Annotated in this window: 20 protein-coding genes, 3 tRNA genes and 1 pseudogene; 4 read left to right on the top strand and 20 right to left on the bottom strand. The window is 59.0% G+C overall.

Features of this window, described 5'->3' with window-relative positions:
• Position 1: 1 nt before the first annotated feature.
• Both pfkB and ptsP read right to left on the bottom strand, forming a co-directional pair.
• Positions 2–943: a 1-phosphofructokinase gene (gene pfkB, locus CKW17_RS08575; RefSeq protein ID WP_095119517.1), complete on the bottom strand. Its 942-nt coding sequence runs from the start codon at positions 941–943 to the stop codon at positions 2–4.
• Positions 943–3,804, bottom strand: coding sequence for a phosphoenolpyruvate--protein phosphotransferase (ptsP, locus tag CKW17_RS08580; protein ID WP_095119518.1), 2,862 nt, complete (start codon positions 3,802–3,804; stop codon positions 943–945). Before ptsP ends, pfkB begins: the two co-directional genes overlap by 1 nt.
• 308 nt (positions 3,805–4,112) lie before the next feature.
• Here ptsP and cra point away from each other — a divergent pair, with 308 nt between their 5' ends.
• Both cra and CKW17_RS08590 read left to right on the top strand, forming a co-directional pair.
• Complete coding sequence (gene cra, locus CKW17_RS08585) at positions 4,113–5,108, top strand: catabolite repressor/activator (RefSeq protein WP_095119519.1); 996 nt, start codon at positions 4,113–4,115, stop codon at positions 5,106–5,108.
• A 3-nt stretch (positions 5,109–5,111) separates the two neighbouring features.
• Positions 5,112–5,888, top strand: a complete 777-nt coding sequence (locus CKW17_RS08590) for a TatD family hydrolase (RefSeq protein WP_095119520.1) — start codon at positions 5,112–5,114, stop codon at positions 5,886–5,888.
• Between the two features lie 116 nt (positions 5,889–6,004).
• Here the strand turns inward: CKW17_RS08590 and CKW17_RS30720 are convergent, their stop codons facing one another.
• From CKW17_RS30720 to CKW17_RS08610, 5 genes and pseudogenes are all read right to left on the bottom strand, one after another.
• A complete protein-coding gene (locus CKW17_RS30720; protein ID WP_371850953.1) occupies positions 6,005–6,934 on the bottom strand; it encodes a methyl-accepting chemotaxis protein in 930 nt (309 codons plus the stop codon).
• Positions 6,911–8,002 (bottom strand): annotated as a pseudogene (locus CKW17_RS30725) (methyl-accepting chemotaxis protein); the annotation flags it as partial. The pseudogene CKW17_RS30725 and the gene CKW17_RS30720, both read right to left, overlap by 24 nt.
• Before the next feature lie 253 nt (positions 8,003–8,255).
• A complete protein-coding gene (gene ampE, locus CKW17_RS08600) occupies positions 8,256–9,095 on the bottom strand; it encodes a regulatory signaling modulator protein AmpE (RefSeq protein ID WP_095119522.1) in 840 nt (279 codons plus the stop codon).
• A complete protein-coding gene (ampD, locus tag CKW17_RS08605; protein ID WP_095119523.1) occupies positions 9,092–9,652 on the bottom strand; it encodes a 1,6-anhydro-N-acetylmuramyl-L-alanine amidase AmpD in 561 nt (186 codons plus the stop codon). The genes ampE and ampD overlap by 4 nt, the downstream gene beginning before the upstream one ends.
• 64 nt (positions 9,653–9,716) lie before the next feature.
• The gene (locus CKW17_RS08610) at positions 9,717–11,897 is read right to left on the bottom strand and encodes a DUF1631 domain-containing protein (RefSeq protein ID WP_095119524.1); all 2,181 of its coding nucleotides are present in this window, start codon (positions 11,895–11,897) and stop codon (positions 9,717–9,719) included.
• A 372-nt stretch (positions 11,898–12,269) separates the two neighbouring features.
• Between CKW17_RS08610 and nadC the strand changes: the two genes are divergently transcribed.
• Entirely contained in the window at positions 12,270–13,118 is an 849-nt protein-coding gene (gene nadC, locus CKW17_RS08615; RefSeq protein WP_038357484.1) for a carboxylating nicotinate-nucleotide diphosphorylase, read from the top strand.
• An 89-nt stretch (positions 13,119–13,207) separates the two neighbouring features.
• Here nadC and CKW17_RS08620 read toward each other — a convergent pair whose 3' ends face one another.
• The gene (locus CKW17_RS08620) at positions 13,208–13,507 is read right to left on the bottom strand and encodes a DUF6388 family protein (protein ID WP_034154593.1); all 300 of its coding nucleotides are present in this window, start codon (positions 13,505–13,507) and stop codon (positions 13,208–13,210) included.
• Positions 13,508–13,782: 275 nt separating this feature from the next.
• Between CKW17_RS08620 and CKW17_RS08625 the strand changes: the two genes are divergently transcribed.
• The gene (locus CKW17_RS08625; protein WP_095119525.1) at positions 13,783–14,277 is read left to right on the top strand and encodes a hypothetical protein; all 495 of its coding nucleotides are present in this window, start codon (positions 13,783–13,785) and stop codon (positions 14,275–14,277) included.
• 7 nt (positions 14,278–14,284) lie between these two features.
• Here CKW17_RS08625 and CKW17_RS08630 read toward each other — a convergent pair.
• From CKW17_RS08630 to tpiA, 12 genes are all read right to left on the bottom strand, one after another.
• Positions 14,285–14,360: transfer RNA gene (locus tag CKW17_RS08630), tRNA-Thr, on the bottom strand.
• A gap of 129 nt (positions 14,361–14,489) precedes the next feature.
• Positions 14,490–16,595: a polyribonucleotide nucleotidyltransferase gene (gene pnp, locus CKW17_RS08635; protein ID WP_007915263.1), complete on the bottom strand. Its 2,106-nt coding sequence runs from the start codon at positions 16,593–16,595 to the stop codon at positions 14,490–14,492.
• A gap of 193 nt (positions 16,596–16,788) precedes the next feature.
• On the bottom strand, positions 16,789–17,058 hold the full coding sequence (gene rpsO, locus CKW17_RS08640) for a 30S ribosomal protein S15 (RefSeq protein ID WP_003197723.1): 270 nt from the start codon (positions 17,056–17,058) through the stop codon (positions 16,789–16,791).
• 142 nt (positions 17,059–17,200) lie between these two features.
• Positions 17,201–18,118, bottom strand: a complete 918-nt coding sequence (gene truB, locus CKW17_RS08645) for a tRNA pseudouridine(55) synthase TruB (protein ID WP_034154423.1) — start codon at positions 18,116–18,118, stop codon at positions 17,201–17,203.
• Positions 18,119–18,122: 4 nt separating this feature from the next.
• A complete protein-coding gene (gene rbfA, locus CKW17_RS08650; RefSeq protein WP_008088344.1) occupies positions 18,123–18,524 on the bottom strand; it encodes a 30S ribosome-binding factor RbfA in 402 nt (133 codons plus the stop codon).
• 159 nt (positions 18,525–18,683) lie between these two features.
• Positions 18,684–21,215: a translation initiation factor IF-2 gene (infB, locus tag CKW17_RS08655; protein WP_095119526.1), complete on the bottom strand. Its 2,532-nt coding sequence runs from the start codon at positions 21,213–21,215 to the stop codon at positions 18,684–18,686.
• Positions 21,216–21,242: 27 nt separating this feature from the next.
• Complete coding sequence (gene nusA, locus CKW17_RS08660; protein ID WP_095119527.1) at positions 21,243–22,724, bottom strand: transcription termination factor NusA; 1,482 nt, start codon at positions 22,722–22,724, stop codon at positions 21,243–21,245.
• Positions 22,725–22,771: 47 nt separating this feature from the next.
• Entirely contained in the window at positions 22,772–23,230 is a 459-nt protein-coding gene (gene rimP, locus CKW17_RS08665) for a ribosome maturation factor RimP (RefSeq protein ID WP_007915250.1), read from the bottom strand.
• Between the two features lie 139 nt (positions 23,231–23,369).
• Positions 23,370–23,446 (bottom strand) — tRNA-Met (locus tag CKW17_RS08670).
• Positions 23,447–23,543: 97 nt separating this feature from the next.
• Positions 23,544–23,629, bottom strand: a tRNA-Leu gene (locus CKW17_RS08675).
• Between the two features lie 22 nt (positions 23,630–23,651).
• On the bottom strand, positions 23,652–24,038 hold the full coding sequence (gene secG / locus CKW17_RS08680) for a preprotein translocase subunit SecG (RefSeq protein WP_027610782.1): 387 nt from the start codon (positions 24,036–24,038) through the stop codon (positions 23,652–23,654).
• Positions 24,039–24,042: 4 nt separating this feature from the next.
• Positions 24,043–24,798: a triose-phosphate isomerase gene (gene tpiA / locus CKW17_RS08685; protein WP_095119528.1), complete on the bottom strand. Its 756-nt coding sequence runs from the start codon at positions 24,796–24,798 to the stop codon at positions 24,043–24,045.
• Between the last annotated feature and the right edge of the window lie 20 nt (positions 24,799–24,818).

The following is a 24,818-nucleotide window of genomic DNA, read 5'->3' on the forward strand; positions in this document are numbered from 1 at the left end:
CTTATTGTTCTGTCAGGGGACGCACGCGCACGCCCTGTTCGAGCTGCGCCAGTTGCGCAGCGTCGTTGATGCCGAAACCGATCTGGGTCACCGCCATCGCCGCAATCGCGGTAGCCGTGCGCAGGGTTTGTTCAGGCGTGTCGGCGCTGAGCAAACCGTGGAGCATGCCGGCCAACAGCGAATCACCGGCACCCACCGTGCTGGCAACGCTGACCTTTGGTGGCGTGGCGTGCAGCGCCGAGCCGACGCTGAACCAGTTCACGCCATCAGCACCGTGAGAAATCACCACGTGCTCGATGCCTTGCGCATGCAAACGCGCCGCTGCTTGCGCTTCCGCCGTGTGAGAAACCACGTCGCAACCGAGGGCGTCGGCGAGTTCTTCGGTGTTCGGTTTGATCAACCATGGACTGGCTTTCAAAGCTTCGCGCAACGCTTCGCCGCTGGAGTCGAGAGCGACTTTCAGACCGAGCTGGTTGAGCCGCTCGATCAGTTCACGCAACCACTGCGCGGTTACGCCACGCGGCAAACTGCCGGCGACCACCACCGCATCGTGACCCGGTGCAATCTGCACCAGACGATCCAGCAACGCCTGCTGCGCGGCGGCATCGACCACCGGCCCCGGGCCGTTGATGTCAGTGATGCGTCCACTCTGTTCAGCTACTTTGATGTTGCTGCGCGTCTCACCGGGCACACGGATAAACGCGTCAACAAAACCACGCTTGGCGAACAGCGTTTCGAACGCTTGCAGGTTGTCTTCACCGAGAAACCCGCTGACCGTCAGTTGATGGCCGAGGTCGGCGAGCACCTGGGCGACGTTCACGCCTTTGCCGGCGGCGTGAGTGTGCATCTCGTCGCTGCGATTGACCTGACCGGCCTCCAGCTGTGGCAACTCAACGGTGAGATCGAGTGCCGGGTTGAGGGTCAGGGTAAGAATCTTGGCCATTACAGGGCCTCCACTAATGCGCGCACTTCATTGGCGCTGCCCACGGCCAGGGCCTGTTGAGCAAGGGTTTGCGCCTGGGTCAGGCTGAGTTCGCGGATGCGCGCTTTCACTTCAGCAATGCTGCGCCCGGAGACACTGAGTTCATCGACACCGAGGCCGACCAGCACCGGTACCGCCAGCGGATCCGCCGCCAGCTCACCGCAGACGCCGACCCATTTGCCGTGGGCATGGGCCGCGCGCACGGTGATGTCGATCAGTTGCAGCACCGCCGGGTGCAAGCCGTCCGCCTGCGCCGACAGGGTCGGATGGCCACGATCGATGGCCAGGGTGTATTGCGTGAGGTCGTTGGTGCCGACGCTGAAGAAGTCGACTTCCTTGGCCAGCACCGGCGCGAGCAAAGCGGCGGACGGCACTTCGATCATGATCCCCAGCTGCAGATCGGCGACCGGGATTTCCAGGCGCAGACGCTCGGTCATGTCGCGGGCCTGACGCCACTCTTCGACGCTGCCGACCATCGGGAACATGATTCGCAGCGGACGGTTGTCCGCCGAACGCAGCAAGGCGCGCAATTGCGCTTCCATGATCTGCGGGCGCTGCAAGGTCAGGCGAATACCGCGTACGCCGAGGAACGGGTTTTCTTCCTTGGCGATCGGCCAATACGGCAGCGGTTTGTCGCCGCCGACATCCAGCGTGCGCACCACCAACGGGCGACCGGCGAGACCGTCAAGCACGCGGCGATATTCAGCTTCTTGCGTGGCCTCATCCGGTGCTTGCGGATGGGCCATGAAAATCAGTTCGGTGCGCAGCAGACCGATGCCTTCGGCGCCCTGCTCCACCGCACTGATCACGCCAGCGCTTTCACCGATGTTGGCGAACACTTCGACTGCGTGGCCGTCAGTGGTGTGTGCCGGTTGATGACGTTGTTCGGCGGCAATCTTCAGGCGTTGCTCGCGGGTGTCGCGTTCTTCGGTGGCGCGTTGCAGAGTCGCAGCATCGGCGTCGACATGCAGGCGACCGCGTTGACCGTCGAGCAGCAACGGCGTGCCCGGCGCCAGCAACAACACCGCTGCGCCAGCACCGACCAGCGCCGGAATCCCGAGGGCACGCGCAACAATTGCACTGTGCGCGGTGGCGCCGCCGCGTGCGGTGAGAATCCCCGCTACGCGTGCCGGATCCAGCCGGGCGACGTCGGACGGGCCGACCTCGTCCATCACCAGAATGTACGGTTGCTCAGGCTCGCTCGCGGTTTGCACGCCACACAGTTGCGCCAGGACGCGACGGCCGATATCACGCAGATCCGCCGCGCGTTCGGCGAGCAACGCATCTTGAAGCGATTCCTGTTGTTTGGCCGCCGCTTCGATCACCGCCATCCACGCCGCTTCGGCGCTTTCGCCCTGCTTGAGGCGCGTGTCGACTTCGTCGGTCAGTTCCGGGTCGTCGAGCATTTCCTGGTGGGTGATGAAGATTTCGCGGATGGCTTTGGCTTTGCTGCGTTCGATCAGGCCCTGAATGTCACTGCGCACATCACTGAGCGCTTGCTTGAGACGTTCGCGCTCAACGGCGGCGGACTCGCCGCGCAGCGGGTAATCGATGGTTTGCTGAACCTGAATATGCGCAGGCCCGATGGCGATGCCGGGTGCTGCCGGGATCGCCTGCAACTGAGCGCCGGACGCCGGAGCGATCAGCACTTCGGCGATGTCGGCAATGACCTCGCGCTGTTGACTCACCGCTGGCAGCGGCTCGACTTCTTCGCCGAGGCCTTCTTCGATGGCAGCCAAGAGTGCCGGCAAAGCGTCGGCGGCAATGCTCGGCTCGGCGATCAACTCCAGCACCTGACCACGACGGGCGCCAAGGCTGAGCAGTTTGCTCAAACTCTTCACCGACACGGCGCTGTCCTGACCGTCGACGATGCGCACGCGAATTTCGCCATCAAAACTCTTCGCCAGTTGCGCGAGGATCTTCGCCGGCCGCGCGTGCAGACCGTGGGCGTTGGCCAGGGCAATACGCGCGCTCGGCCAGTCGGCGGGCAATTCACCGCCGAGCACTTCGAGAACTTTGCGACTGCTGGTAGCGCGGCCCAGTTCATGGCCGCGACCTTCGATCAGCAACGCACACAGGCGTTCAAGCAACGCTTGATGTGCCTCGCCGAGGCTGGCCAGGCAGAACAGACCGCTGAGCGGCTGACCGAGGTAGCGCATCGGTTTGTCCGGCGTCACGAACGCCAGCCCCGGACGCTTCACGGTCTGCTCGCTGTGCAGCCACCACAAACCATCGCCCAGCGGCAGCGCTTCGACCTGCTGCAACACGCCGGCAAAACCGTTGCTCACACAATCGGCCTGCCGCAACAGACGCGCGCCACGCCAGACCAGCTCTTCAAAATCGTCGGCCGAGACACCGAGGCCAATCATCTGCGCGTCCAGCGCCAGTTCCTGCGGTGCGCCTTGCAGCAGTTTCAGCAGCGCCTCAGGTGAACTGGCGCGACGCAGGGCCTGGCCCAGATCGGTCTCGCCGAGGGCACGGGTCAGCAGTTGCAGCAGGCGCAGGTGTTCGTCGGATTTGGCAGCGATACCAATCGCCAGATAAACGATCTGGCCATCGCCCCAATCCACGCCTTCCGGGAACTGCATCAGGCGCACGCCAGTGGCGAACACCTGATCGCGGGTTTCCGGAGTGCCGTGGGGAATGGCAATACCTTGACCGAGAAAGGTCGAGCCCTGGGCTTCCCGTGCCTGCAATCCAGCGAGGTAACCGTCGGCAACCAGACCATCGGCCACCAGGTGATTGGCGAGCAGTTGCAAGGCAGCGGGTTTATCCACAGCCGATTGGCCCATGGATATCTGCTCTATAGTGAGCTCGAGCATGCGATCTCCTTTTTGGCGCTTCATGAGTGCCAGGTATTGTTTTGGATGGTTTGCAGCTTAGGCGCTTTACCGCTTTGCTTTTCAGCGGCAGTTTTGGCGGTTTCACGGCAGAACCGGCCAAAGACGTCTAAAACGTAGAAAATACGCTTGCTGAAACGTTTAATCTAGATTGATCGGCACGTTACTCGATAATGTCCCATCCTTGAAGTCCAACTTGTCGGATGCGCTGCGACAATAGTCGCCTGCCCTAATCGGGTAGGATTGGCGAAAATGTCGCGGCAAGCTCGAAAAAACAAGGAAATCCCGGGTTGAAACTCAGTGATATCGCGCGGTTGGCCGGAGTGTCCGTGACCACCGCCAGCTACGTCATCAACGGCAAGGCCGAACAGCAACGCATCAGCACCGCGACCGTCGAGCGGGTGCGGGCGGTGGTCGATCTGCACGGCTTCACGCCAAACCCTCAAGCGGCCGGGCTGCGTAGTCGGCACACGCGCACGTTGGGCTTTATTCTGCCGGATCTGGAAAACCCCAGTTACGCGCGGATCGCCAAGCTGCTCGAGCAAGGTGCGCGGGCGCGCGGCTATCAATTGCTGATCGCCAGTTCCGACGATGCGCCGGACAGCGAGCGCCAGTTGCTGCAACTGTTCCGTGCGCGCCGTTGCGATGCGCTGATCGTCGCCAGTTGCCTGCCGGCCGGCGATGACAGCTATCGGCAGTTGCAGGCCAAAGGTCTGCCGATCATCGCCATCGACCGGGTAATGGAGCCGGAGCACTTCTGCTCGGTGATCAGTGACGACCGCGAAGCCAGCCTGCACTTGACCCAGAGCCTGCTCGATCCGCAACCGAAGCAGATCGTACTGCTCGGCGCCCGTCCGGAACTGAGCATCAGCCAGGAACGTGCCGCCGGTTTCAAAGAGGCGCTGGTCGACTTCAAAGGCGAAGTGCTGGTCGAACATGCTGAATCTTTCAGCCGTGAGTGCGGCAAGCAATTGATGGAAGAACTCCTGCAGCGTCTGGGGCATTTGCCGGATGCGTTGGTGACGACTTCCTACGTGCTGCTACAGGGTGTGTTCGATGCGCTGCATGACTTCCCGTTGAAATCGCGGCCACTGCGCCTCGGCACCTTCGGCGATACGCAGTTGCTGGATTTCCTGCCGCTGCCGGTCAACGCTATGGCCCAGCAGCACCAGTTGATCGCCGACAAGGCGCTGGAACTGGCGCTGGCCGCCGTCGAGCAGTCGGAGTACAAGCCCGGTGTGCAGGCCATCGCGCGGACCTTCAAGCAGCGTATCCACCAGGACTGAGCCGTGGAGCTGATCGACAGCCACACCCACCTCGACTTCCCCGACTTCGACGCCGACCGCTCGGCGTTGCTCGCCGAATGCCGCGCCCTCGGGGTGCGGCGAATGGTGGTGTTGGGGGTTTATGAGGGCAATTGGCAACGGGTCTGGGATCTGGTGCAGAGCGATGCGGATTTATACGCGGCATTCGGTCTGCACCCGGTGTATCTCGATCAGCATCGTCCCGAAGATTTGTCGGCACTCGGTGATTGGCTGACCCGGCTGCAGGGTCATCGACAGTTATGTGCGGTGGGCGAGATCGGTCTGGATTACTTCATCGAAACCCTCGACCGCGAGAGGCAACAGGCGCTGTTCGAGGCGCAGCTGCAATTGGCCGCGGATTTCCAATTACCGGCATTAATCCACGTTCGCCGTAGTCATGCGGCGATCATCGCTACGCTCAAACGCTTCAAGCTCAAACGTGCGGGGATTATCCACGCCTTTGCCGGCAGCCGTGAAGAAGCGCGGGAGTACATCAAACTCGGTTTCAAGCTGGGACTGGGCGGCGCGCCGACCTGGCCGCAGGCGTTGCGCATGCATCGGGTACTGGCGGAACTGCCGCTGGGGTCGATCGTGCTGGAAACCGATTCACCGGACATGGCGCCTGCGATGTTTCCCGGTCAGCGCAACAGCCCGGCGCACTTGCCGGCGATCTGCGAGGCGCTGGCCGAGCTGATGAAGATCAGCCCAGAACAACTGGCCGCCACCAGCACCGCCAACAGCTGCGAAGTATTCGGCTGGTAATACATCTCCCCCTGTAGGAGCTGTCGAGTGAAACGAGGCTGCGATCTTTTGATCTTTGAAATCAAGATCAAAAGATCGCAGCGTGCCGCAGCTCCTACAGGGGATTTGTGTACAGCTCAGACGCGGAAGGCGCTGATCAGTTGTTTAAGCTCAACAACTTGGGCTGACAGCGCCCGGCTGGCATCTTCGGTCTGGTGCGCCCCCTGCGCCGTGCGCTCGCCGGCGCGGTTGATCTCGACGATGTTCTGGTCGATATCGTGGGCCACCGCCGTTTGCTGCTCAACCGCGGCGGCGATCTGCTGGTTCTGATCGACGATCATGCCCACAGCCCCGAGGATGTTTTCCAGCGCCTGCTGAACCTTCTCCGACTGCCCGACCGTGCCATTGGCCATCTGATGGCTGACGCCCATGGCTTTCACCGCCGCGCCGACACCGCCGTGCAGTTTGGCGATCATCTGTTCGATTTCTTCGGTCGATTGCTGAGTGCGTTTGGCCAAGGTGCGCACTTCGTCGGCGACCACAGCAAAGCCACGTCCCTGCTCGCCGGCACGTGCCGCTTCGATCGCCGCGTTAAGCGCCAGCAAGTTGGTCTGCTCGGCGATGCTTTTGATCACTTCCAGTACGCGGCTGATCGATTGGCTGTCGCTCGCCAATTGGTTGATCACCAGCACCGACTGATCGATTTCGCTGGCCAGCGCGGCAATGCTGCCCTGCTGTGATTCGACCAGGCCACGACCATTGATGGTCTCGTCATTCACGCTGTGGGCACTGCTCACCGCTGCGGCGGCACTGCGCGCCACCTCCAGTGAGGTCGCCGACATCTGGTTCATCGCCGTCGCCACTTGCTCGATCTGCGTGCGTTGCCCGGCGACCGCCTGATTACTCTGCGCGGAGACGTTTTCAACCTGCCCGGCCTGACGTTCGACCTCGGCGACGGTCTGCCCCACCCGCTCGATCAAGTCGTGAATCTTCCTCACCGTGCCGTTGAACACCTCGCCCAGCTCACCCAGTTCATCGCGACTGTTGGCCTTGAAGTTGACCGTCATGTCACCGGCCGCGACCTTGTCCATCATCGCGCCCAAGCGTTTCAGCGTGGTGCGGGTCGAGGCGTAGAAACCACCGTAGAGATAGAAAATCAGCACAAACACCACCGACAGCGCCACCGCCTGCAAGACCATGTGCGTGCGGTTCTGCGCCAGACGCTGCTGCAATTGAGTATCGAGGAATTTCAGCGTGGCTTCGTTGAGCTGGTAAGTCCGCTCGATCAGCCCGGTGACCTGATCGTAAAACGCCTGCCACGGTGCATCGAGCGTGTCAGCCATCACCACTTGTTCTTCGAACAGTTCACTGGCCTGTTTCAGCGAGGCCTTGCTGCTGTCGGCCGCCGCGCTGAGGTTGTCCCGCGCGGCTTTGCTGGAGCCGAGGGAGTCCTGCAGTTTCAAACCGTATTCGGCCTGGAGTTTTTCGATCTGCACCATCAACTCGTCGAAACGTGTGCTTGAAGAGCTGTTGAGAAAACCCTGACCCAATGAATACGAACCCATGGCCCGGCCTTCGCCGAGAGTTTGCGTGACGGTCGGCGTGATCAGGGTGACCAGTTCGCTGAGCTGACGGATGTCGCTCTGGTTGTCGCGGCTCAGCCCGGCCTGACTGGTGATGATTTGGCTGAAAATCTGCGCACTGGCCAGCAGTTTGCCAATCAACGCGCTTTTACTCTGCAGCGAATTTTCCACTTGCTGGGCCTTGAACGCGGCGATCATTTCATCACGCTTGTCGTCGAATACTTTGATCTGCTCGGGATCGTCGGTCATCGCCGTCAGTCCTTGCAGGCGTGCCAGAACCGCTTGTTCGAGCGTGGTGATCTGCGCCTCGACATTTCCGGCCTTGCCGGACTGGCCGAGGGTGACGTTGATCTGCACCAGATTGTTGAGGGTTTCCAGATCCCGGCGCAGGGCCAGGCTGCTGCCCAGCAGATCAAGGCTTTGCAGCTCGACGCGGGTGCCCTGGAATTCGCGATAGGAATCGCGCACCAGATAGAAATTGGTCACCAGCATCGGCACCAGGAACAGCACGCTGATCAGGCTGAACTTCATGCCGAAGCTCAGACGGTTCATCAGCGAGACAGCGGGATAGAGCAAGCTCTTCACTGGAAGTCTCCCTTGGTTTTTCTTGTTTTTATTGGCAGGCGCGGGGCGACAGCAGATAGCCACTATCGGGCGCCATCTCTGTATAGCTCAAATCGAAGGGAGGTTTTGTAACTTAAGGTTAACGACAAAAAGATCGCAGCCTGCGGCAGCTTCCACAGGAAACACACAATCCCTGTGTAGGAGCTGCCGCAGGCTGCGATCTTTCTTTAAATCAGTGAAATCAGTGAACCAGAACCGTCCACAAGGCAAAACCGGCATACCACAGCACCGCCGCGCGCAGCAGCAGTTCCCACAGGCAATCGAGGGTATTGATGCCTTCCGGCCCGACCACGGGAGGTGGAATCTCCCCCGCCGCCAAACCGACCCGGTTGATCAAGTGCGCAGCACTGATGTTCCAGTTGAGCAACTCATGCAGCATCACCCGACTGACCGCGACAAAGTTGCCGACCAGCGCCAGACTCGCCGCCAGCAGACGCACTGGCACCCAATCAAAGGCATGACGCATATGCGCGGCGCGCTCGACCAGTGCCGGGGTCTTGCCATGCTCTTCGGCCAGCGCCAGCAATCGATAAGCCAGCGCCGCGACCGGACCGAGCAGGAAATACCAGAAAATCACCGCGAAGAAGCTTTGATACGCCTCCCACAACAAATGCCCCTGCACGCGATCGAGCAATTGCTCGCCACTGTCGGCGCAGATATTCAGATCACGCTTGGCCACGTGCGCCGCGGCTTGCAGATCCTCACGGCGCCAGGCATCGCGAAACGGCCCGAGACCGCCGAGCAAGTCGCCGCGTCCCAGACTGTAAATCACCCCCAGCAAATGCACCGGCAGCGCCAGCAAGCCATAGGCCACCGGTTCCAGCACCACCAGCAACAGCGCCAGCAAGGCCAGCGGAAACACCACCAGAATCGTCAACACCAGCCAGGGTTGCTTAGCCAGCCGCTCGCTGGCTTCGAGTTTGTTCAGTTCGCGGATCCATCCGCCATCGCGTTGAACCCGATGACGCAGGGCCGAAAACTTCTCGATCCACAGCGCCAGCAGTAACACCAGAAAACTCATTGTCCTTCCTCTTGTGCCAGGGCTGCGCGGTAACGCGCCCAGTCGAATGCCGGGCCAGGATCGGTCTTACGCCCGGGTGCTATGTCGCTGTGCCCACAAATGCGGGCGCCGGTGATGGCCGGAAATGCTGTCTGCAACTGGCGAGTCAACGCCGTCAACGCCTGATACTGCGCGTCGGTGAACGGCAGATCATCGGTGCCTTCGAGCTCGATGCCCACGGAAAAATCGTTACAGGTTTCCCGTCCATCGAAGACCGACACGCCGGCATGCCACGCACGCTCAAGACAGGAGACAAACTGGGTGATCTTGCCGTCACGTTCAATCAGAAAATGCGCCGAGACGCGTAGGTCAGCGATCCCTGAAAAGTAGGGATGTTCGGTGACATCCAGACGATTCTGGAAAAACTCCTGCACCTTGCCCGTGGCAAACTGCGCCGGCGGCAGGCTGATGTTGTGGATGACCAACAGGGAAATTTCGCCCGCAGGGCGCTCATTGAAGTTGGGCGATGGGCACACCTGCACCCCGTGACACCACCCGCTAGCGGGATCCAACTGCATACCGATTCCTTCAACGCCGACTGTGTTGGCGCCCAGTATGCCGTGATCGGCCCCCGGCGCGCGATCACTTGGCGCGATTGAGTCGCCGCAGGTTGCCCAGCACCGACTCCAGCGCACGGTCGAACAGTAAGGTGTCGTCCAGAGCACGCACCGCACCGCGCTCGAATTCCAAGGCCAGCGTAACGCGACTGCGCTCCAGCACCTTCATCCCGGTGCGATCGACAAACACATATTTGCCGGTGGCTTCGATGATGGCCGCGAGCTTGCAGCGCAGACTGTGTTCATCGTCTTCCTGAAACGCCACCCAACTGCCCAGGCGCAGTTGCTCGACCTGGCGCAGACCGACCGCATCGTGGGGCAAGTGTACCGACGTCAACGCCGCGCTGCCCTCATCAGCGGTTTGCAGGATGATCTGTTGCGACACCTCGACCATTGGCGAAGCCTGATCAGCCGGATCGGAACGTTCCAGTACCCGCACATGCAGGCCTTCCAGCTCACTGAAAAATTCACTGGTGGCAAAGGGATCAAACGCCGAACTGCTCAGGCCATCCCGCAGCGACTTGAGCAATCCCGGCACCAGTGCCAGCAAGCGCAGGCTGGACTCAGCGTCGTCATGACGCTGCACACTCCAGATCAGTTGCTCCATGGTCTGCACGTCGGCCTGCCATTCGGCCGACTGATCGCCATGCTTGAGACAAGTCAGTAGCAGCACTTTGCTCCAAGCGTCCTGGATAAAGGTGACCACGGACGGCGGCAGGGTTTTACCCAGCAGCGCTTGATTCAGCGCCCGCTCGACCCGACGCCGTGCCAGTTCGGTCTTCGCTCGCCCCTCTTCGGCGTCACGCAGGCGCTGTTCTAGCAGCTCGCTGCGGCGGCGCTGATCGCTGGTGAACGCGAGAAAATCAGCCAGCAACTCGGAGAAAATCGCCGGATCATCGACAAAGTCAGTCAACAGCCGCTGCACCACTTGCTCGATACGCAGGTACAAACTGTCGCGCGCCTCACCGTCGCAGTCGCCCCAGCCCATCGCCGCCTCGGCGATTTCGTTGAGCAGGCGCCGCGCCGGATGGGTGCTGCGGCTGAAGAAACTCTTGTCGAGCACCGCGACCTTGAGCATCGGGATCTGCAATCGAGCGATCAAGGCCTTGAGCGAATCGGGCACATTGCGGTCTTCAAGAATGCAGTCGAAGACCATGGCGATCAGGTTGATCACGTCTTCGTCCGCATCGCCGACGATCCGCGATTTGCCGCTTCTGACGCTGACCCGGGTCAGCAGTTGTTCGAGCTGATTGCGCAGATCGAAGTCATCCTGAGCCGCCAGCGCCGGCACGTACTGCTGCAGGTGCGAGAGCAGGCGCAACAGATCGCGAGTGGAAATCGGCTGCGCCGCAGCGCTGGACTCCAGCGTCGGTGCGACACTGCCGCGCACGTGTGCGAGCAATTGCTGCAGCGCGGCGAAAACTTCCTGCACGCTTTCGTCGACTGGCGGCGTGTCGTCGCTTTCCTCGCTGCTCACGTTGGCGATCGCACGATCAATCGCACGGCGGGCCGGGGCTGGCTTCAACTCCGGCAGCACACCGGTGGCGAGCAGCAATTGATTGGCTTCGGCGTAAAGTTGTTCGGTGTCGGCCAAGACATAACGCTCGAAGAGTTTGAGCAGGATCAGCTTGACCTTGATCTCCACACCCAGATTACGCCCGGCCTGCAGGAAAAACTCACAGAGCATGGCCGGACCGAGCGGGTTGTGCTGATCGTCGAGCGGGTTGCCGAGCAGCGCATTAAGCCGCGCTGTCAATTGATCGAGGGCGAAGCCGTCACGTTTGAGTACGCGACCAACCATGGTCTCGACCGCGACACTGCGTTCCATGTCGTCGCTACGCGGAGCGAACTCGTCGTACATGAGGGCGTGCGGTAGTGCGTTGTGCGTGGGATCGTATTGAGTCAGGCCGACGAAGGCGTCGAAAAACTGCTCGAGAAAGCCGCGCTCGATGTTTTTGCGCTTCAGACGCAGGTCGCGCATGGCTTCGAAGAAGATGTTCTGCTCGACGTCGTTACGCGCCCGGTCGGCCATTTCGAACAACGTGTCGTCGGCGTTATCGAACAGCTCCTGCAAGCCGTGGCGCAGTTGCTGGGCAGCCTTGTCGCGAACCTGAAGCAGAATCACAGGCAGGCGGGCGAGCGGCGAGTGATTCGCCTGATCGGTAGCAGCCTTGTGCAAAGGCACTACTTTCCCGTCGTTGTGCATCCAAGCCTCCTGAAACGGTGATTCGTTCGGTCAAGCCAACCCGGATCCCTGTGGGAGCGAGCCTGCTCGCGATAGCGGTGTGTCAGCCGCAGCAATGTCACTGAAAGAATGCATTCGCGAGCAGGCTCGCTCCCACAAGTCCAATCAGGACGTCAAAGCTATGACGTCAAATGCAAGGCGAATTATCTTTCATAACTTGCACCCGGCGCCATAGCCGTCAGGGTTTCCCCTATACCGCCCCTTTCAGTGACCACGTCTGGCCGGGTTTGCTCAAAGAAAATCGACCGGATGCAGGCAAGCACGCAAGTTCTCGCCTTGGGTTGGCTCGCGCCATGCCCCTATAATCGAACCACTTTGTTTGTGGAGCCCGTTATGCCGAATCTACGTCTCGCCGATTTGACCGCCGAAATCGAAGCCAACGTGCGCCGTGCGTTGCTCGAAGACATCGGCAGCGGCGACATTACCGCGCAACTGATCCCGGCCGAACGTCTGGCCAAAGCCACCATCATCACTCGCGACGCCGCCGTCATCTGTGGCACGGCGTGGGTCGATGCCGTGTTTCGTCAGCTCGATCCGCGAGTGGCAGTGCATTGGCAAGTGGTCGATGGCGAACGGGTAAAGCCCAATCAACCGTTATTTCATCTGGAAGGCCCGGCCCGTTCGCTGCTGACCGGTGAGCGCAGTGCGCTGAATTTTCTGCAATTGCTTTCCGGCGTGGCGACGCGCGCGCAGTACCTGGCCGATTTTGTCGGCACCACTCAGGTCAAACTGCTCGACACCCGCAAGACTCTGCCGGGTCTGCGTCTGGCACAGAAATACGCGGTGACCTGCGGTGGCTGCCACAACCATCGCATCGGTTTGTACGACGCGTTCCTGATCAAGGAAAACCACATCGCCGCCAGCGGTGGCATTCCACAAGCCATTGCCGCCGCACACAAGATTGCGCCGGGTAAACCGGTGGAAATCGAAGTGGAAAGTCTGGATGAACTGAAAGAAGCACTGGCTGCCGGCGCCGACATCATCATGCTCGACGAGCTGAGCCTGGATGACATGCGCGAAGCCGTGCGCCTGAACGGCGGCAAGGCGAAACTGGAAGCCAGCGGCGGCATCAACGAAAGCACGCTGCTACCGATCGCCGAAACCGGCGTGGATTACATCTCGATTGGTGCGATGACCAAGGATGTCAAAGCGGTCGACCTGTCGATGCGCCTCAGCCTTTAAACATCAGCGACAAGATGCGAGCTACAAGCTGCAAGCCAAAGCGCTTTTGCGTTGACTTGCAGCTTGCCGTTTAAAGCTTGTAGCTGCTCTTATACGACGAGATTGTTCATCTCGCAGTACTCGTCCCACTCGACACCCAGCACTTCGGCCGCCTCTTTGTGCAGCACAAGGCGCTGCGCCTCGAACTCCTCCGGCGTGCTTGTGTACTTGAGCGTCAGTTCCCACGGCTGCAAGCCCTGGGCTTCGGCTTCGTCTTCGAAGGCCCACTGGATCTGGTCCTTCTGATCATCAGGACTCAGGTCCTTGATCTCTTCTTTCAGGTCCGGTACGTCCAGAATGTACTTTTCCAGCGCTTGTTCGTGACGTTGCTCTTGAGTTAATTCGGTCATGGCGTTCTCGCTGATCTTAGGAATGGAGGATGGATCTGGATCATCAAGGATCTCTCTGACGCGGATTTGTCCGGCCTTCGGAACCATTCGGGATCATCTGAAAACTGCTGGGCGATGCTCATGCAGGCACCGAATATAGGACGTTTGCATGACGAATTACACGGCTCTTTACATCTCTCTCACAAAAAGCTGACCTGCGGAACATAAATACGATTTTCGAGTCATAGCGATGTGCCACTTCGGCACTTCTTCGCTGTTCACAAGGAAACCCAGTGATGCGCAGCTTTTCGAAAATTTCTTCTGTTGTGTCTGCCACCGCTCTGATCGCCACTTTGGTTCTGCCGGCCAGTGCAATGGCTGTTGAATTGAGTAACAGCAGCGCTTCCTACGGCGACAAGGTTTCGCTGATTCACAACGACTACGGCAAAGACGTGGTGATCAGAAGCGATGTCAGCATCGATGACCTGAGAAAAATGCGCGATACCATCAGCGAGCAATCGCGCCAGATCGAAGAACTGAAACGCAGCAGCGGTTCGAGTTCAAGCTCCAGCGGCAAGGAAATCGATGATCTGAGAAACAAGGTCAAAGATCAGGACCGTGAACTGGACACGCTCGGTCGTCAGGTCGAAGACCTCAAGCGCAACAGTGGCTCCAGTTCCAACTCGAACAGCAGCGAGATTTCGAATCTGAAACAGAAGATCAACGATCAGGATCGGGCGATGGATCAGCTCAAACGTACCGTCGAGGATCTGAGCCGCAAGGTGAAATAAGCGAGGATGGTGCCCGAGACAGGAATCGAACCTGCGACCTTCGCGTTACGAGTGCGCTGCTCTACCGGCTGAGCTACACGGGCGGTGGGCTAAACCTAGCACCGGTTCTGAAGTCCGGCAACTTCGCAGAATGTCTCGATATTTCGCAGACAAAAAAATGCCCCGCCGTTTTCACGGCGGGGCATTTTTATTGCGCTAACGCTTTGGGGTGATTAAACGCCCGAAGCCTTGGCAGCAGCCACGTCTTTGATGGACAGCTTGATACGGCCGCGGTTGTCCACGTCCAGTACCAGTACTTCAACTTCCTGGCCTTCTTTCAGGATGTCAGTCACTTTCTCTACGCGAGCGTCGCTCAGCATCGAGATGTGCACCAGACCGTCCTTGCCCGGCAGGATGTTGACGAATGCGCCGAAGTCGACGATGCGCTCAACCTTGCCGACGTAGATCTTGCCGATCTCGGCTTCAGCGGTGATGCCCAGAACGCGCTGACGTGCAGCTTCAGCGGCTTCCTTGGTTTCGCCGAAGATCTTGATCGAACCGTCGTCTTCGATGTCGATCGAAGCCTTGGTTTCTTCGCAGATCGCACGGATGGTCGCGCCACCTTTACCGATAACGTCACGGATCTTGTCGGTGTCGATTTTCATCGCGATCATGGTCGGAGCGTTGGCCGACAGTTCGGTACGCGACTGGCCGATGATCTGATTCATCTGACCGAGGATGTTCAGGCGCGCTTCCAGGGCTTGGCCCAGAGCGATTTCCATGATTTCTTCGGTGATGCCCTTGATCTTGATGTCCATCTGCAGCGCAGTAACGCCTTTGGCGGTACCGGCTACTTTGAAGTCCATGTCGCCCAGGTGATCTTCGTCACCGAGGATGTCGGTCAGAACTGCGAACTTCTCGCCTTCCTTGACCAGACCCATGGCGATACCGGCAACCGGCGCCTTCATCGGCACACCAGCGTCCATCAGGGCCAGGGAAGCGCCGCAAACGGAAGCCATCGAGCTCGAACCGTTGGATTCGGTGATTTCCGAAACCACACGGATGGTGTACGGGAACACGTCAGCGGCTGGCAGCATGGCCGAAACCGAACGACGGGCCAGACGGCCGTGACCGATTTCACGACGACCAGCGCCACCCATGCGACCACACTCGCCTACCGAGAACGGAGGGAAGTTGTAGTGCAGCATGAACGGGTCTTTTTTCTCGCCTTCCAGGGTGTCCAGCAGTTGTGCGTCACGGGCAGTACCCAGTGTTGCAACGACCAGAGCCTGGGTTTCACCACGGGTGAACAGCGCCGAACCGTGAGTCTTCGGCAGAACGCCGACTTCGATGTTCAGCGGACGTACGGTTTTGGTGTCGCGACCGTCGATACGTGGCTTGCCGTTTACGATGTTTTCGCGAACGGTGCGGTATTCGATTTCGCCGAAAGCGGCTTTGACTTCGCTGGACGAAGGCTGGCCTTCTTCACCGGACAGCTTGGCAACAACCTGATCCTTCAGCTCGCCCAGACGCGCATAACGGTCGGCCTTGACGGTGATGGTGTAAGCCTGGGAGATCGCTTCGCCGAACTCGGCACGGATAGCGCCCAGCAGTTCGGTGGCTTCTGGCGCCGGAGCCCAGGTCCAGGTTGGCTTGGCAGCTTCAGCGGCCAGTTCTTTAACTGCGTTGATCACAACCTGGAATTCGTCGTGAGCAAACAGTACCGCGCCCAGCATCTGGTCTTCGGTCAGCTCTTTGGCTTCCGATTCAACCATCAGTACGGCGTCGGAAGTACCGGCAACAACCATGTCCAGGCTCGAAGCCGCTTGCTGCTCGTAAGTCGGGTTCAGCAGGTAGCCGGTGCTTTCGTGGAAAGCAACGCGAGCGGCGCCGATCGGGCCGTCAAACGGGATACCCGAGATGGCCAGGGCAGCCGAGGTACCGATCATCGCAGCGATGTCCGGATCGGTCTTCTTGCTGGTGGAAACGACGGTGCAGACTACCTGCACTTCGTTCATGAAGCCTTCTGGGAACAGCGGACGGATCGGACGGTCGATCAGTCGGGAAGTCAGGGTTTCTTTTTCGGAAGGACGGCCTTCACGCTTGAAGAAACCGCCAGGGATCTTACCGGCAGCGTAAGTCTTTTCCTGGTAGTGAACGGACAGAGGGAAGAAGCCCTTGCCCGGATCGGCTTGTTTTGCACCGACTACAGTCACCAATACGCTGACGTCGTCGTCAACGGTGACCAATACTGCGCCGGAGGCCTGACGGGCGATACGGCCAGTCTCGAGGGTAACGGTCGATTGACCGAACTGGAATTTTTTGATTACCGGGTTCACGGTGTCCTACCTTCTTTGTGGCTCTTGGGGGAACTGGTTTCTTGCGAATTCTTGGGCAATGTCGGGAATCGGCCCAACCGTTGTCCGGGGTAAAACGTGTATCCAGATAAAACTTGAGGCTGGGAGCCTGCAAGACGCCGGCGGTAAACCGCTGACGTCCGACAGACCACCAACCTCATAGCGCAATCGCTGATTAGCGACGCAGACCCAGGCGAGCGATCAGAGCGCTGTAACGGCTCACGTCCTTGCCTTTCAGGTAGTCCAGCAGCTTGCGACGCTGGTTTACCATGCGGATCAGACCACGACGGGAGTGGTGATCTTTACCGTTGGCCTTGAAGTGACCTTGCAGTTTGTTGATGTTGTGGGTCAGCAGTGCAACTTGCACTTCTGGCGAACCAGTGTCACCAACAGCTTGCTGGTAGTCAGCAACGATTTGAGCTTTTTCTTGAACGTCGAGAGCCATGAGGCAATCCTTTTATCAGGAAACTGTTTCAGGTAAACAGCTTCAACAGGCCAGGGACAAATCCCTGTATCTATAAATGAGTCGTGACCGTGCCTGTTAACAGCCACACTCGCCGACCTGCTGTTACACAGGCCGGTTCCGGTCATTCTGACCGAATCAAACGACGTGGCGCGATACGCCCGTCTTCGCTCACTTCACCGATACCGATGAAGCGACCATTGTGATCCTGTACCCGTACCATGCCGAACTTCGGAGCATCCGGGGCACGTACCGGCTGGCCATTGAGCCAGTAGAACGCACTCGCTTCGGAGAAGTGCAGCAACGGCCAATCCAGCAGGCCGCTGTCCGATGGCATCAGGAAGCGATCGACCGCTTCGTTGCCGCCTTCGGCATGTACCGCTTCCAGCTCTTCGAGGGTAACCGTCTGCGCCAGGGTGAAAGGCCCGGCCTGGGTACGGCGCAATTCAGCGACGTATGCACCACAACCGAGTTGCTCACCGATATCCTCCACCAGGGTGCGAATATAAGTGCCTTTGCTGCAGTCCACCGCAAGACGCGCAGTATCGCCTTCGAAGGCCAGTAATTCCAAGCGCGCAATAGTAACAGAACGCGGTTCGCGCTCCACTACTTCGCCTGCACGAGCCAACTTGTACAGCGGCTGGCCATCACGCTTGAGCGCCGAGTACATCGGCGGTATCTGACTGATTTGCCCACGAAATTTCGGCAGAGCCGCTTCGACATCGGCGCGACCAACGGTCACCGGGCGCTCCTGCAAAACCTCACCTTCGGCATCTGCCGTGGTGGTGGTCTTGCCCAACTGCGCCAGGGTTTCGTAACCCTTGTCAGAATCGAGCAGGTATTGCGAGAACTTGGTGGCCTCACCAAAGCACAGCGGCAATACACCGGTGGCCAATGGATCGAGGCTGCCGGTGTGACCGGCCTTCTCGGCATTGAGCAGCCAGCGAACCTTCTGCAACGCGGCGTTGGAGGTGAATCCCAACGGTTTGTCGAGCAGGATGATGCCGCTGACGTTACGACGGATACGTTTGACCTGAGCCACCGAATTACTCCTTGGTGTCTTCAGGTTCAGCAGCGACCGGGTGCTGATTGTCTTCAGCCACGGCACGCTCGATCAGGGCCGACAGGTGCGCACCACGCACGACGGATTCGTCGTAGTGGAAGTGCAATTGCGGCACGCTGCGCAGCTTCATTTCACGGGCCAATTGCATGCGCAGGAAACCTGCGGCGGAATTGAGCACCTTGATGCTTTGTGCGATGTCTTCAGCGTTGTCTTGGCCCATCACGGTGATGAAAATCTTCGCGTGACCGACGTCACGGCTGACTTCCACTGCAGTAATGGTGACCAGACCCACGCGTGGATCCTTGACTTCACGACGGATCAGCTGGGCCAGCTCGCGCTGCATCTGATCGCCGATACGTTGGGTACGGCTGTATTCTTTTGCCATGATTTGTTACCTGTTACTGCCCTGCGGTGAAACCCGCAAGGTCTGAAAGCGGCAAACGCCCGGCCTGACAAAAGCCAGACCGGGCGTTGCGTTTAGAGTCCGGGTGATGCGCCACACTGTTGAGTGCGGCCGGCCATCACGGCTCCTGAAGTGCGCGAGTTAGAGGCTGCGAGCAACCTGAACCTTCTCGAAGACTTCGATCTTGTCGCCGACTTTGACGTCGTTGTAGCTCTTCACGCCGATACCGCATTCCATGCCGGCACGTACTTCGGAAGCGTCATCCTTGAAGCGGCGCAGGGATTCCAGCTCGCCTTCGAAGATAACGATGTCTTCACGCAGTACACGGATCGGACGGTTACGGTGCACAACACCTTCGATCACCATGCAGCCTGCGATCGCGCCAAACTTCGGCGAACGGAACACGTCGCGCACTTCGGCCACACCCAGGATGTTCTCGCGAACATCGCTACCGAGCATGCCGGTCAGGGCTTTCTTGACGTCTTCGATGATGTCGTAGATTACGTTGTAGTAACGCATGTCCAGACCTTCCTGCTCGACGATCTTCCGTGCGCCAGCATCGGCACGCACGTTGAAGCCGAACAGTACAGCGTTGGAAGCCAGTGCCAGGTTAGCATCGGATTCGGTGATACCACCGACACCGCCGCCGACTACGCGCACTTGAACTTCGTCGTTGCCCAGGCCATTCAAGGCTCCGTTCAACGCTTCCAGCGAACCACGGACGTCGGATTTGAGGACGATGTTGAGCGTCTTCTTCTCGGCCTGACCCATGTTTTCGAAGATGTTTTCCAGCTTGCCGGCGTGAGCGCGAGCCAGTTTGACTTCGCGGAACTTGCCTTGACGGAACAGAGCCACTTCACGGGCTTTCTTCTCGTCAGCAACCACGCTCATCTCGTCGCCAGCGTCCGGGGTACCGTCCAGGCCGAGGATCTCGACAGGGATGGAAGGACCGGCTTCTTTGATTGGCTTGCCGTTCTCGTCGAGCATGGCGCGAACGCGACCATAGTTCGAACCGACCAGGACCATGTCGCCTTGGCGCAGGGTACCGTCTTGAACCAGAACGGTTGCCACCGGGCCACGACCTTTGTCGAGACGCGATTCAACCACAACACCACGGCCAGGAGCCGATGGAGTCGCTTTCAGTTCGAGAACTTCAGCTTGCAGCAGAACGGCTTCAAGCAGCTCGTCCACGCCAGTACCGACTTTCGCCGAAACCGGAACGAACGGCGTATCACCGCCCCACTCTTCAGAAGTCACGCCGTGAACCGACAGTTCGCTGCGGATGCGATCGAGATCGGCGCCCGGCTTGTCGATTTTGTTCACCGCTACAACCAGTGGAACGCCAGCCGCTACTGCGTGCTGAACAGCTTCAATGGTCTGCGGCATCACGCCGTCGTCCGCTGCAACCACCAGGATCACGATGTCGGTCGCCTTGGCACCACGAGCACGCATTGCGGTAAACGCGGCGTGACCCGGGGTGTCGAGGAAGGTGACCATGCCGCGTTCGGTTTCAACGTGGTATGCACCGATGTGCTGAGTAATACCACCGGCTTCGCCAGCAGCTACCTTGGCACGACGGATGTAGTCGAGCAGGGACGTTTTACCGTGGTCAACGTGGCCCATTACGGTCACGACTGGAGCACGGGAGAACGACTCACCTTCAAACTTCAGGGACTCGGCCAGGGAATCTTCCAGAGCGGTGTCGCTGACCAGGGTCACTTTGTGGCCCAGTTCTTCGGCTACCAGTTGAGCAGTTTCCTGATCAAGCACCTGGTTGATGGTCGCTGGAGTACCCAGTTTGAACATGAACTTGATTATTTCAGCAGCCTTGACCGACATCTGATTGGCGAGATCGCCAACAGTGATGGTCTCGCCGATCTGCACATCACGCACGACAGGGCCGGTTGGGCTCTGGAAACCGTGGGCGTTGCGCTTCTTCAGCTTGGCCTTGCCGCGACCACCACGACGGAAGCCATCGCTTTCTTCGTCGGTAGTGCGTGGTGCCACGCGTGGAGCCGGCGCTTTTTCTTTGACCGAGGCGCGATGCGGAGCGTTTTTGCGCTCGCCATCACCGCCACCGCTGCGACGATTGTTATCGTCAGCACGTGGCTTGTCCGGACGGCGCTGTTCGTTCTGCTTGTTGCGAACGTCAGCAGATGGAGCTGGAGCAGCGGCAACCACCGGCGCGCTTTCGCGAACAGGTTCGGCAACTGCAGCCGGCGCCGCAACGGCGTCGCTGGTAGCGTTCTGCGCAGCAGCAGGCTGATTACGCGCTTCTACTTCGGCGCGTTGCTTGGCTTCTTCTTCAGCCTTCTGACGGGCAGCATTTTCTACTGCGCGACGCTCATCCAGTTCACGCTTGCGCTCGGCTTCGATTTCTTCCGGGCTACGCTGTACGAAAACTTTCTTTTTGCGAACTTCTACGCTGATGCTCTTGCTACCAGCCACACGCAGGGTGCTGGTGGTTTTACGCTGCAGCGTGATCTTGCGTGGTTCTTCCACTTTCGCCTTGTGGCTGCTTTTCAAGTGAGTCAGCAGGGACTGCTTCTCACTGTCAGTCACATTTTCTTCGGCGGCGGTGTGCGGCAGACCTGCCTCACGCATCTGCTGCAACAGGCGCTCTACCGGTGTTTTGACCTCATCGGCCAGTTGTTTCACCGTGACTTGCGTCATGCACTTCTCTCCTCAGGCCGCGCCTAATTACTCGAACCAGTGGGCTCGGGCGGCCATGATCAACTTGCCGGCACGATCATCGTCAATGCCGTCGATGTCGAGCAGGTCGTCAATAGACTGCTCGGCCAGGTCTTCGCGGGTAATTACGCCGCGCACCGCCAGTTCCATCGCCAAATCCTTGTCCATACCCTCAAGCGAGAGCAGGTCTTCGGCCGGATGGGCGTCTGCCAGCTTTTCCTCAGTAGCGATGGCTTTGGTCAACAAACGATCCTTGGCACGAGCGCGAAGCTCGTTGACGATGTCCTCGTCAAAGCCGTCGATGTTGAGCATTTCTTCCAACGGTACGTAGGCAATCTCTTCCAGGCTGGTGAAGCCTTCATCTACCAGCACCTGAGCCAGTTCTTCGTCGACTTCCAGCTCGTCGATGAAGTTGCGCAGGATGTCGCCGGTTTCTGCTTGCTGCTTAGCCTGGATGTCCGATTCGGTCATCACGTTCAGGGTCCAGCCAGTCAACTGGCTCGCCAGACGCACGTTCTGACCACCACGACCGATGGCCTGAGCCAGATTGTCTGCGCCAACGGCGATGTCCATTGCGTGGGCATCCTCGTCAACGATAATTGCCGCAACCTCAGCCGGGGACATGGCGTTGATCACGAACTGGGCCGGGTTGTCGTCCCACAGGACGATATCCACACGCTCACCGCCCAACTCGCCCGACACTGCCTGGACGCGCGAACCGCGCATACCAATGCAAGCGCCCTGCGGGTCGATGCGTTTGTCCTTGGAGCGGACGGCGATCTTGGCGCGCGAACCCGGATCACGGGACGCTGCCATTACTTCGATCAGGCCTTCGGCAATTTCCGGCACTTCGATGCGGAACAGCTCGATCAGCATTTCCGGCGCGGTACGCGACAGGATCAGCTGCGGGCCGCGGTTCTCGGTGCGGATTTCCTTGAGCAGCGCGCGCAGACGCACGCCGACACGGAAGGTTTCGCGAGAAATGATGTCTTCACGAGCCAGCAACGCTTCAGCGTTGTTACCCAGATCGACGATCACGTTGTCGCGAGTGACTTTTTTCACGGTGCCGGAGATGATCTCACCAAGGCGCTCGCGATAAGCGTCAACCACTTGAGCGCGCTCGGCTTCACGTACTTTTTGCACGATGACTTGCTTGGCAGTCTGTGCAGCAATACGCCCGAACTCGATGGATTCGATCTTCTCTTCGACGACGTCACCTACCTGAGCACCTGGATGCGTTTCGGCAACCTTGCTTGGCCAGGTTTCGATAGCCGGATCGTCAAGATCGTTCTCTTCGACGACCGTCCAGCGACGGAAAGTTTCGTATGCCCCGGTGTGGCGGTTAATTTCCACACGCAGGTCAACTTCGTCCTCAAAACGCTTTTTGGTAGCAGTGGCCAAAGCCAGCTCCAGCGCTTCAAAAATTACGCTTGCCGGTACGCCCTTTTCATTGGATACCGACTCAACAACCAGCAGTACTTCTTTGCTCATCGTACGCCTCGCCTTTCGCAAGCCATTGGATCCGCGGGATCCGCGTCTCAGTCAAAACTGGGAATAATGTTGGCCTTGTCGATCATATCGATCGGCAACAGGAACTCATGGTCGTCTACCTGCACCACGACATCCTGCTCTTCTACACCGCGCAGAAGGCCCTGAAAGTTGCGGCGCCCTTCAAAAGGCGAACGCAGCTTGATCTTCACTTGTTCACCGGCAAACTTTGCAAACTGCTCAAGAGTGAACAGTGGGCGCTCCATGCCAGGCGAGGAAACTTCGAGGGTGTATTCAACGGAGATTGGATCTTCAACATCCAGCACACCGCTGATCTGACGGCTGACAATGGCGCAATCGTCCACCAGCACGCCGCCCTCTTTATCGATATAAACGCGCAACATCGAGTGACGACCCTGAGCCGAAAACTCGATACCCCAGCATTCATAGCCCAGGGCCACGACCACCGGGGCCAGCAAGGCCTGCAACTCTTCTAGCTTGCTCGACACCTGAACCCCCTAGTGCATGATATGTGCATGCTTTGCAAAATAAAAAAATGGGCTTAACGCCCATCCTTGAAACGCCGTCGAACAGCGGCGTTGAAAGTGTCCAGCTAACAAAAAGCCCCTTAAAAGGGGCTCCTTAAACTGGTTGCGGGGGCCGGATTTGAACCGACGACCTTCGGGTTATGAGCCCGACGAGCTACCAGACTGCTCCACCCCGCGACAAAGCTGGGGCGGAAGTATACGACCGATCCCTTATTGGGTCAATGTAACCTTCCACCTGCAAGAAAGCCCGCAACAGCGGGCTTTCCTGACTAATTGGTACCGAGAAGGGGACTCGAACCCCTACACCCTATGGGCACAACCACCTCAAGGTTGCGTGTCTACCAATTCCACCACCTCGGCAAAACTACGTTTGAAACTCTTCTTACTTCTGCTCTTGAGCTGGAGGTACGTCAGTCGCTGGAGTAGCCGACTTTTGCTCTTGAAGCACCGGAACATCATCAGAAGCCGGTTGTTGTTGCTTAGGCACTTCCAACACTGCTGGATCTGGCAAACCTGCTTGAGTCAGCTGATGAGCCTTCTCTTTAGCAAAGTAACCTAACCCCAAGCTGGTTATGAAGAAACCGGCGGCAAGTATAGCAGTAAACTTACTAAGAAAGGTAGAGGAACCTTGGCTTCCGAACACAGTATTTGAAGCACCTGCTCCGAAAGACGCGCCAGCGTCCGCACCCTTACCCTGCTGCAGCAAAACCAGAGCAACTACGCCCAATGCACCCAGCAGATGAAAAACGACTACGACTGTTTCCAGCATTTTTTCAGTTTCCCGCGGCGCGACAAATCGCACCGAACTCATCTGCATTCAGGGAAGCTCCACCAATGAGCCCCCCATCGATATCCGGCATGCCGAACAGTTCGACCGCATTGGCCGCCTTCACGCTGCCGCCGTATAGAAGCCGCACACCTCGTGCGACTTCAGAATTCTCTGCCGCCAGCTGCTCGCGAATGGCTTTATGCACATCCTGAGCTTGCTGCGGCGTTGCAGTCAGTCCGGTACCAATAGCCCAGACCGGCTCGTAAGCAATGACCGCCTTGGCAAAAGCACCGACACCCAGCTCCTCGATGATGCTGCCCAGCTGACGCCCGACAACCTCAAGAGTTTTCCCGGCTTCGCGCTGCTCAAGGGTCTCCCCTATACACAACACCGGAATCAAGCCACATGCCTGCGCAGCTGCAAACTTGCGATTCAGCATCCCGTCCCGCTCGCCCATTATCTGGCGACGCTCGGAGTGCCCGACAAGCACCAGGGAACAGCCTGCATCCACCAACTGACTCGGTGCAACTTCACCGGTCAATGCACCTTGCATGGATTCCACCGCAGAATTCTGCGCGCCGACCGAAATCGACTTGCCTTTCAAGCCATCAATCACTTGATTGATATACAAGCAAGGCGGGAATACCGCGACATCAACACCGCTTGGCAAGGCCAGATGACGAAGGCCGTTGATCAGCTCAGCGACGCTGGCGCGGGTACCGTGCATCTTCCAGTTACCAGCTACCATAGGGCGACGCATGCTGTACCTCGTCGGTCAAA

The sequence above is a fragment of the Pseudomonas sp. Irchel s3f10 genome (genome assembly GCF_900187515.1).
Taxonomy (GTDB): Bacteria; Pseudomonadota; Gammaproteobacteria; order Pseudomonadales; family Pseudomonadaceae; genus Aquipseudomonas; species Aquipseudomonas tensinigenes.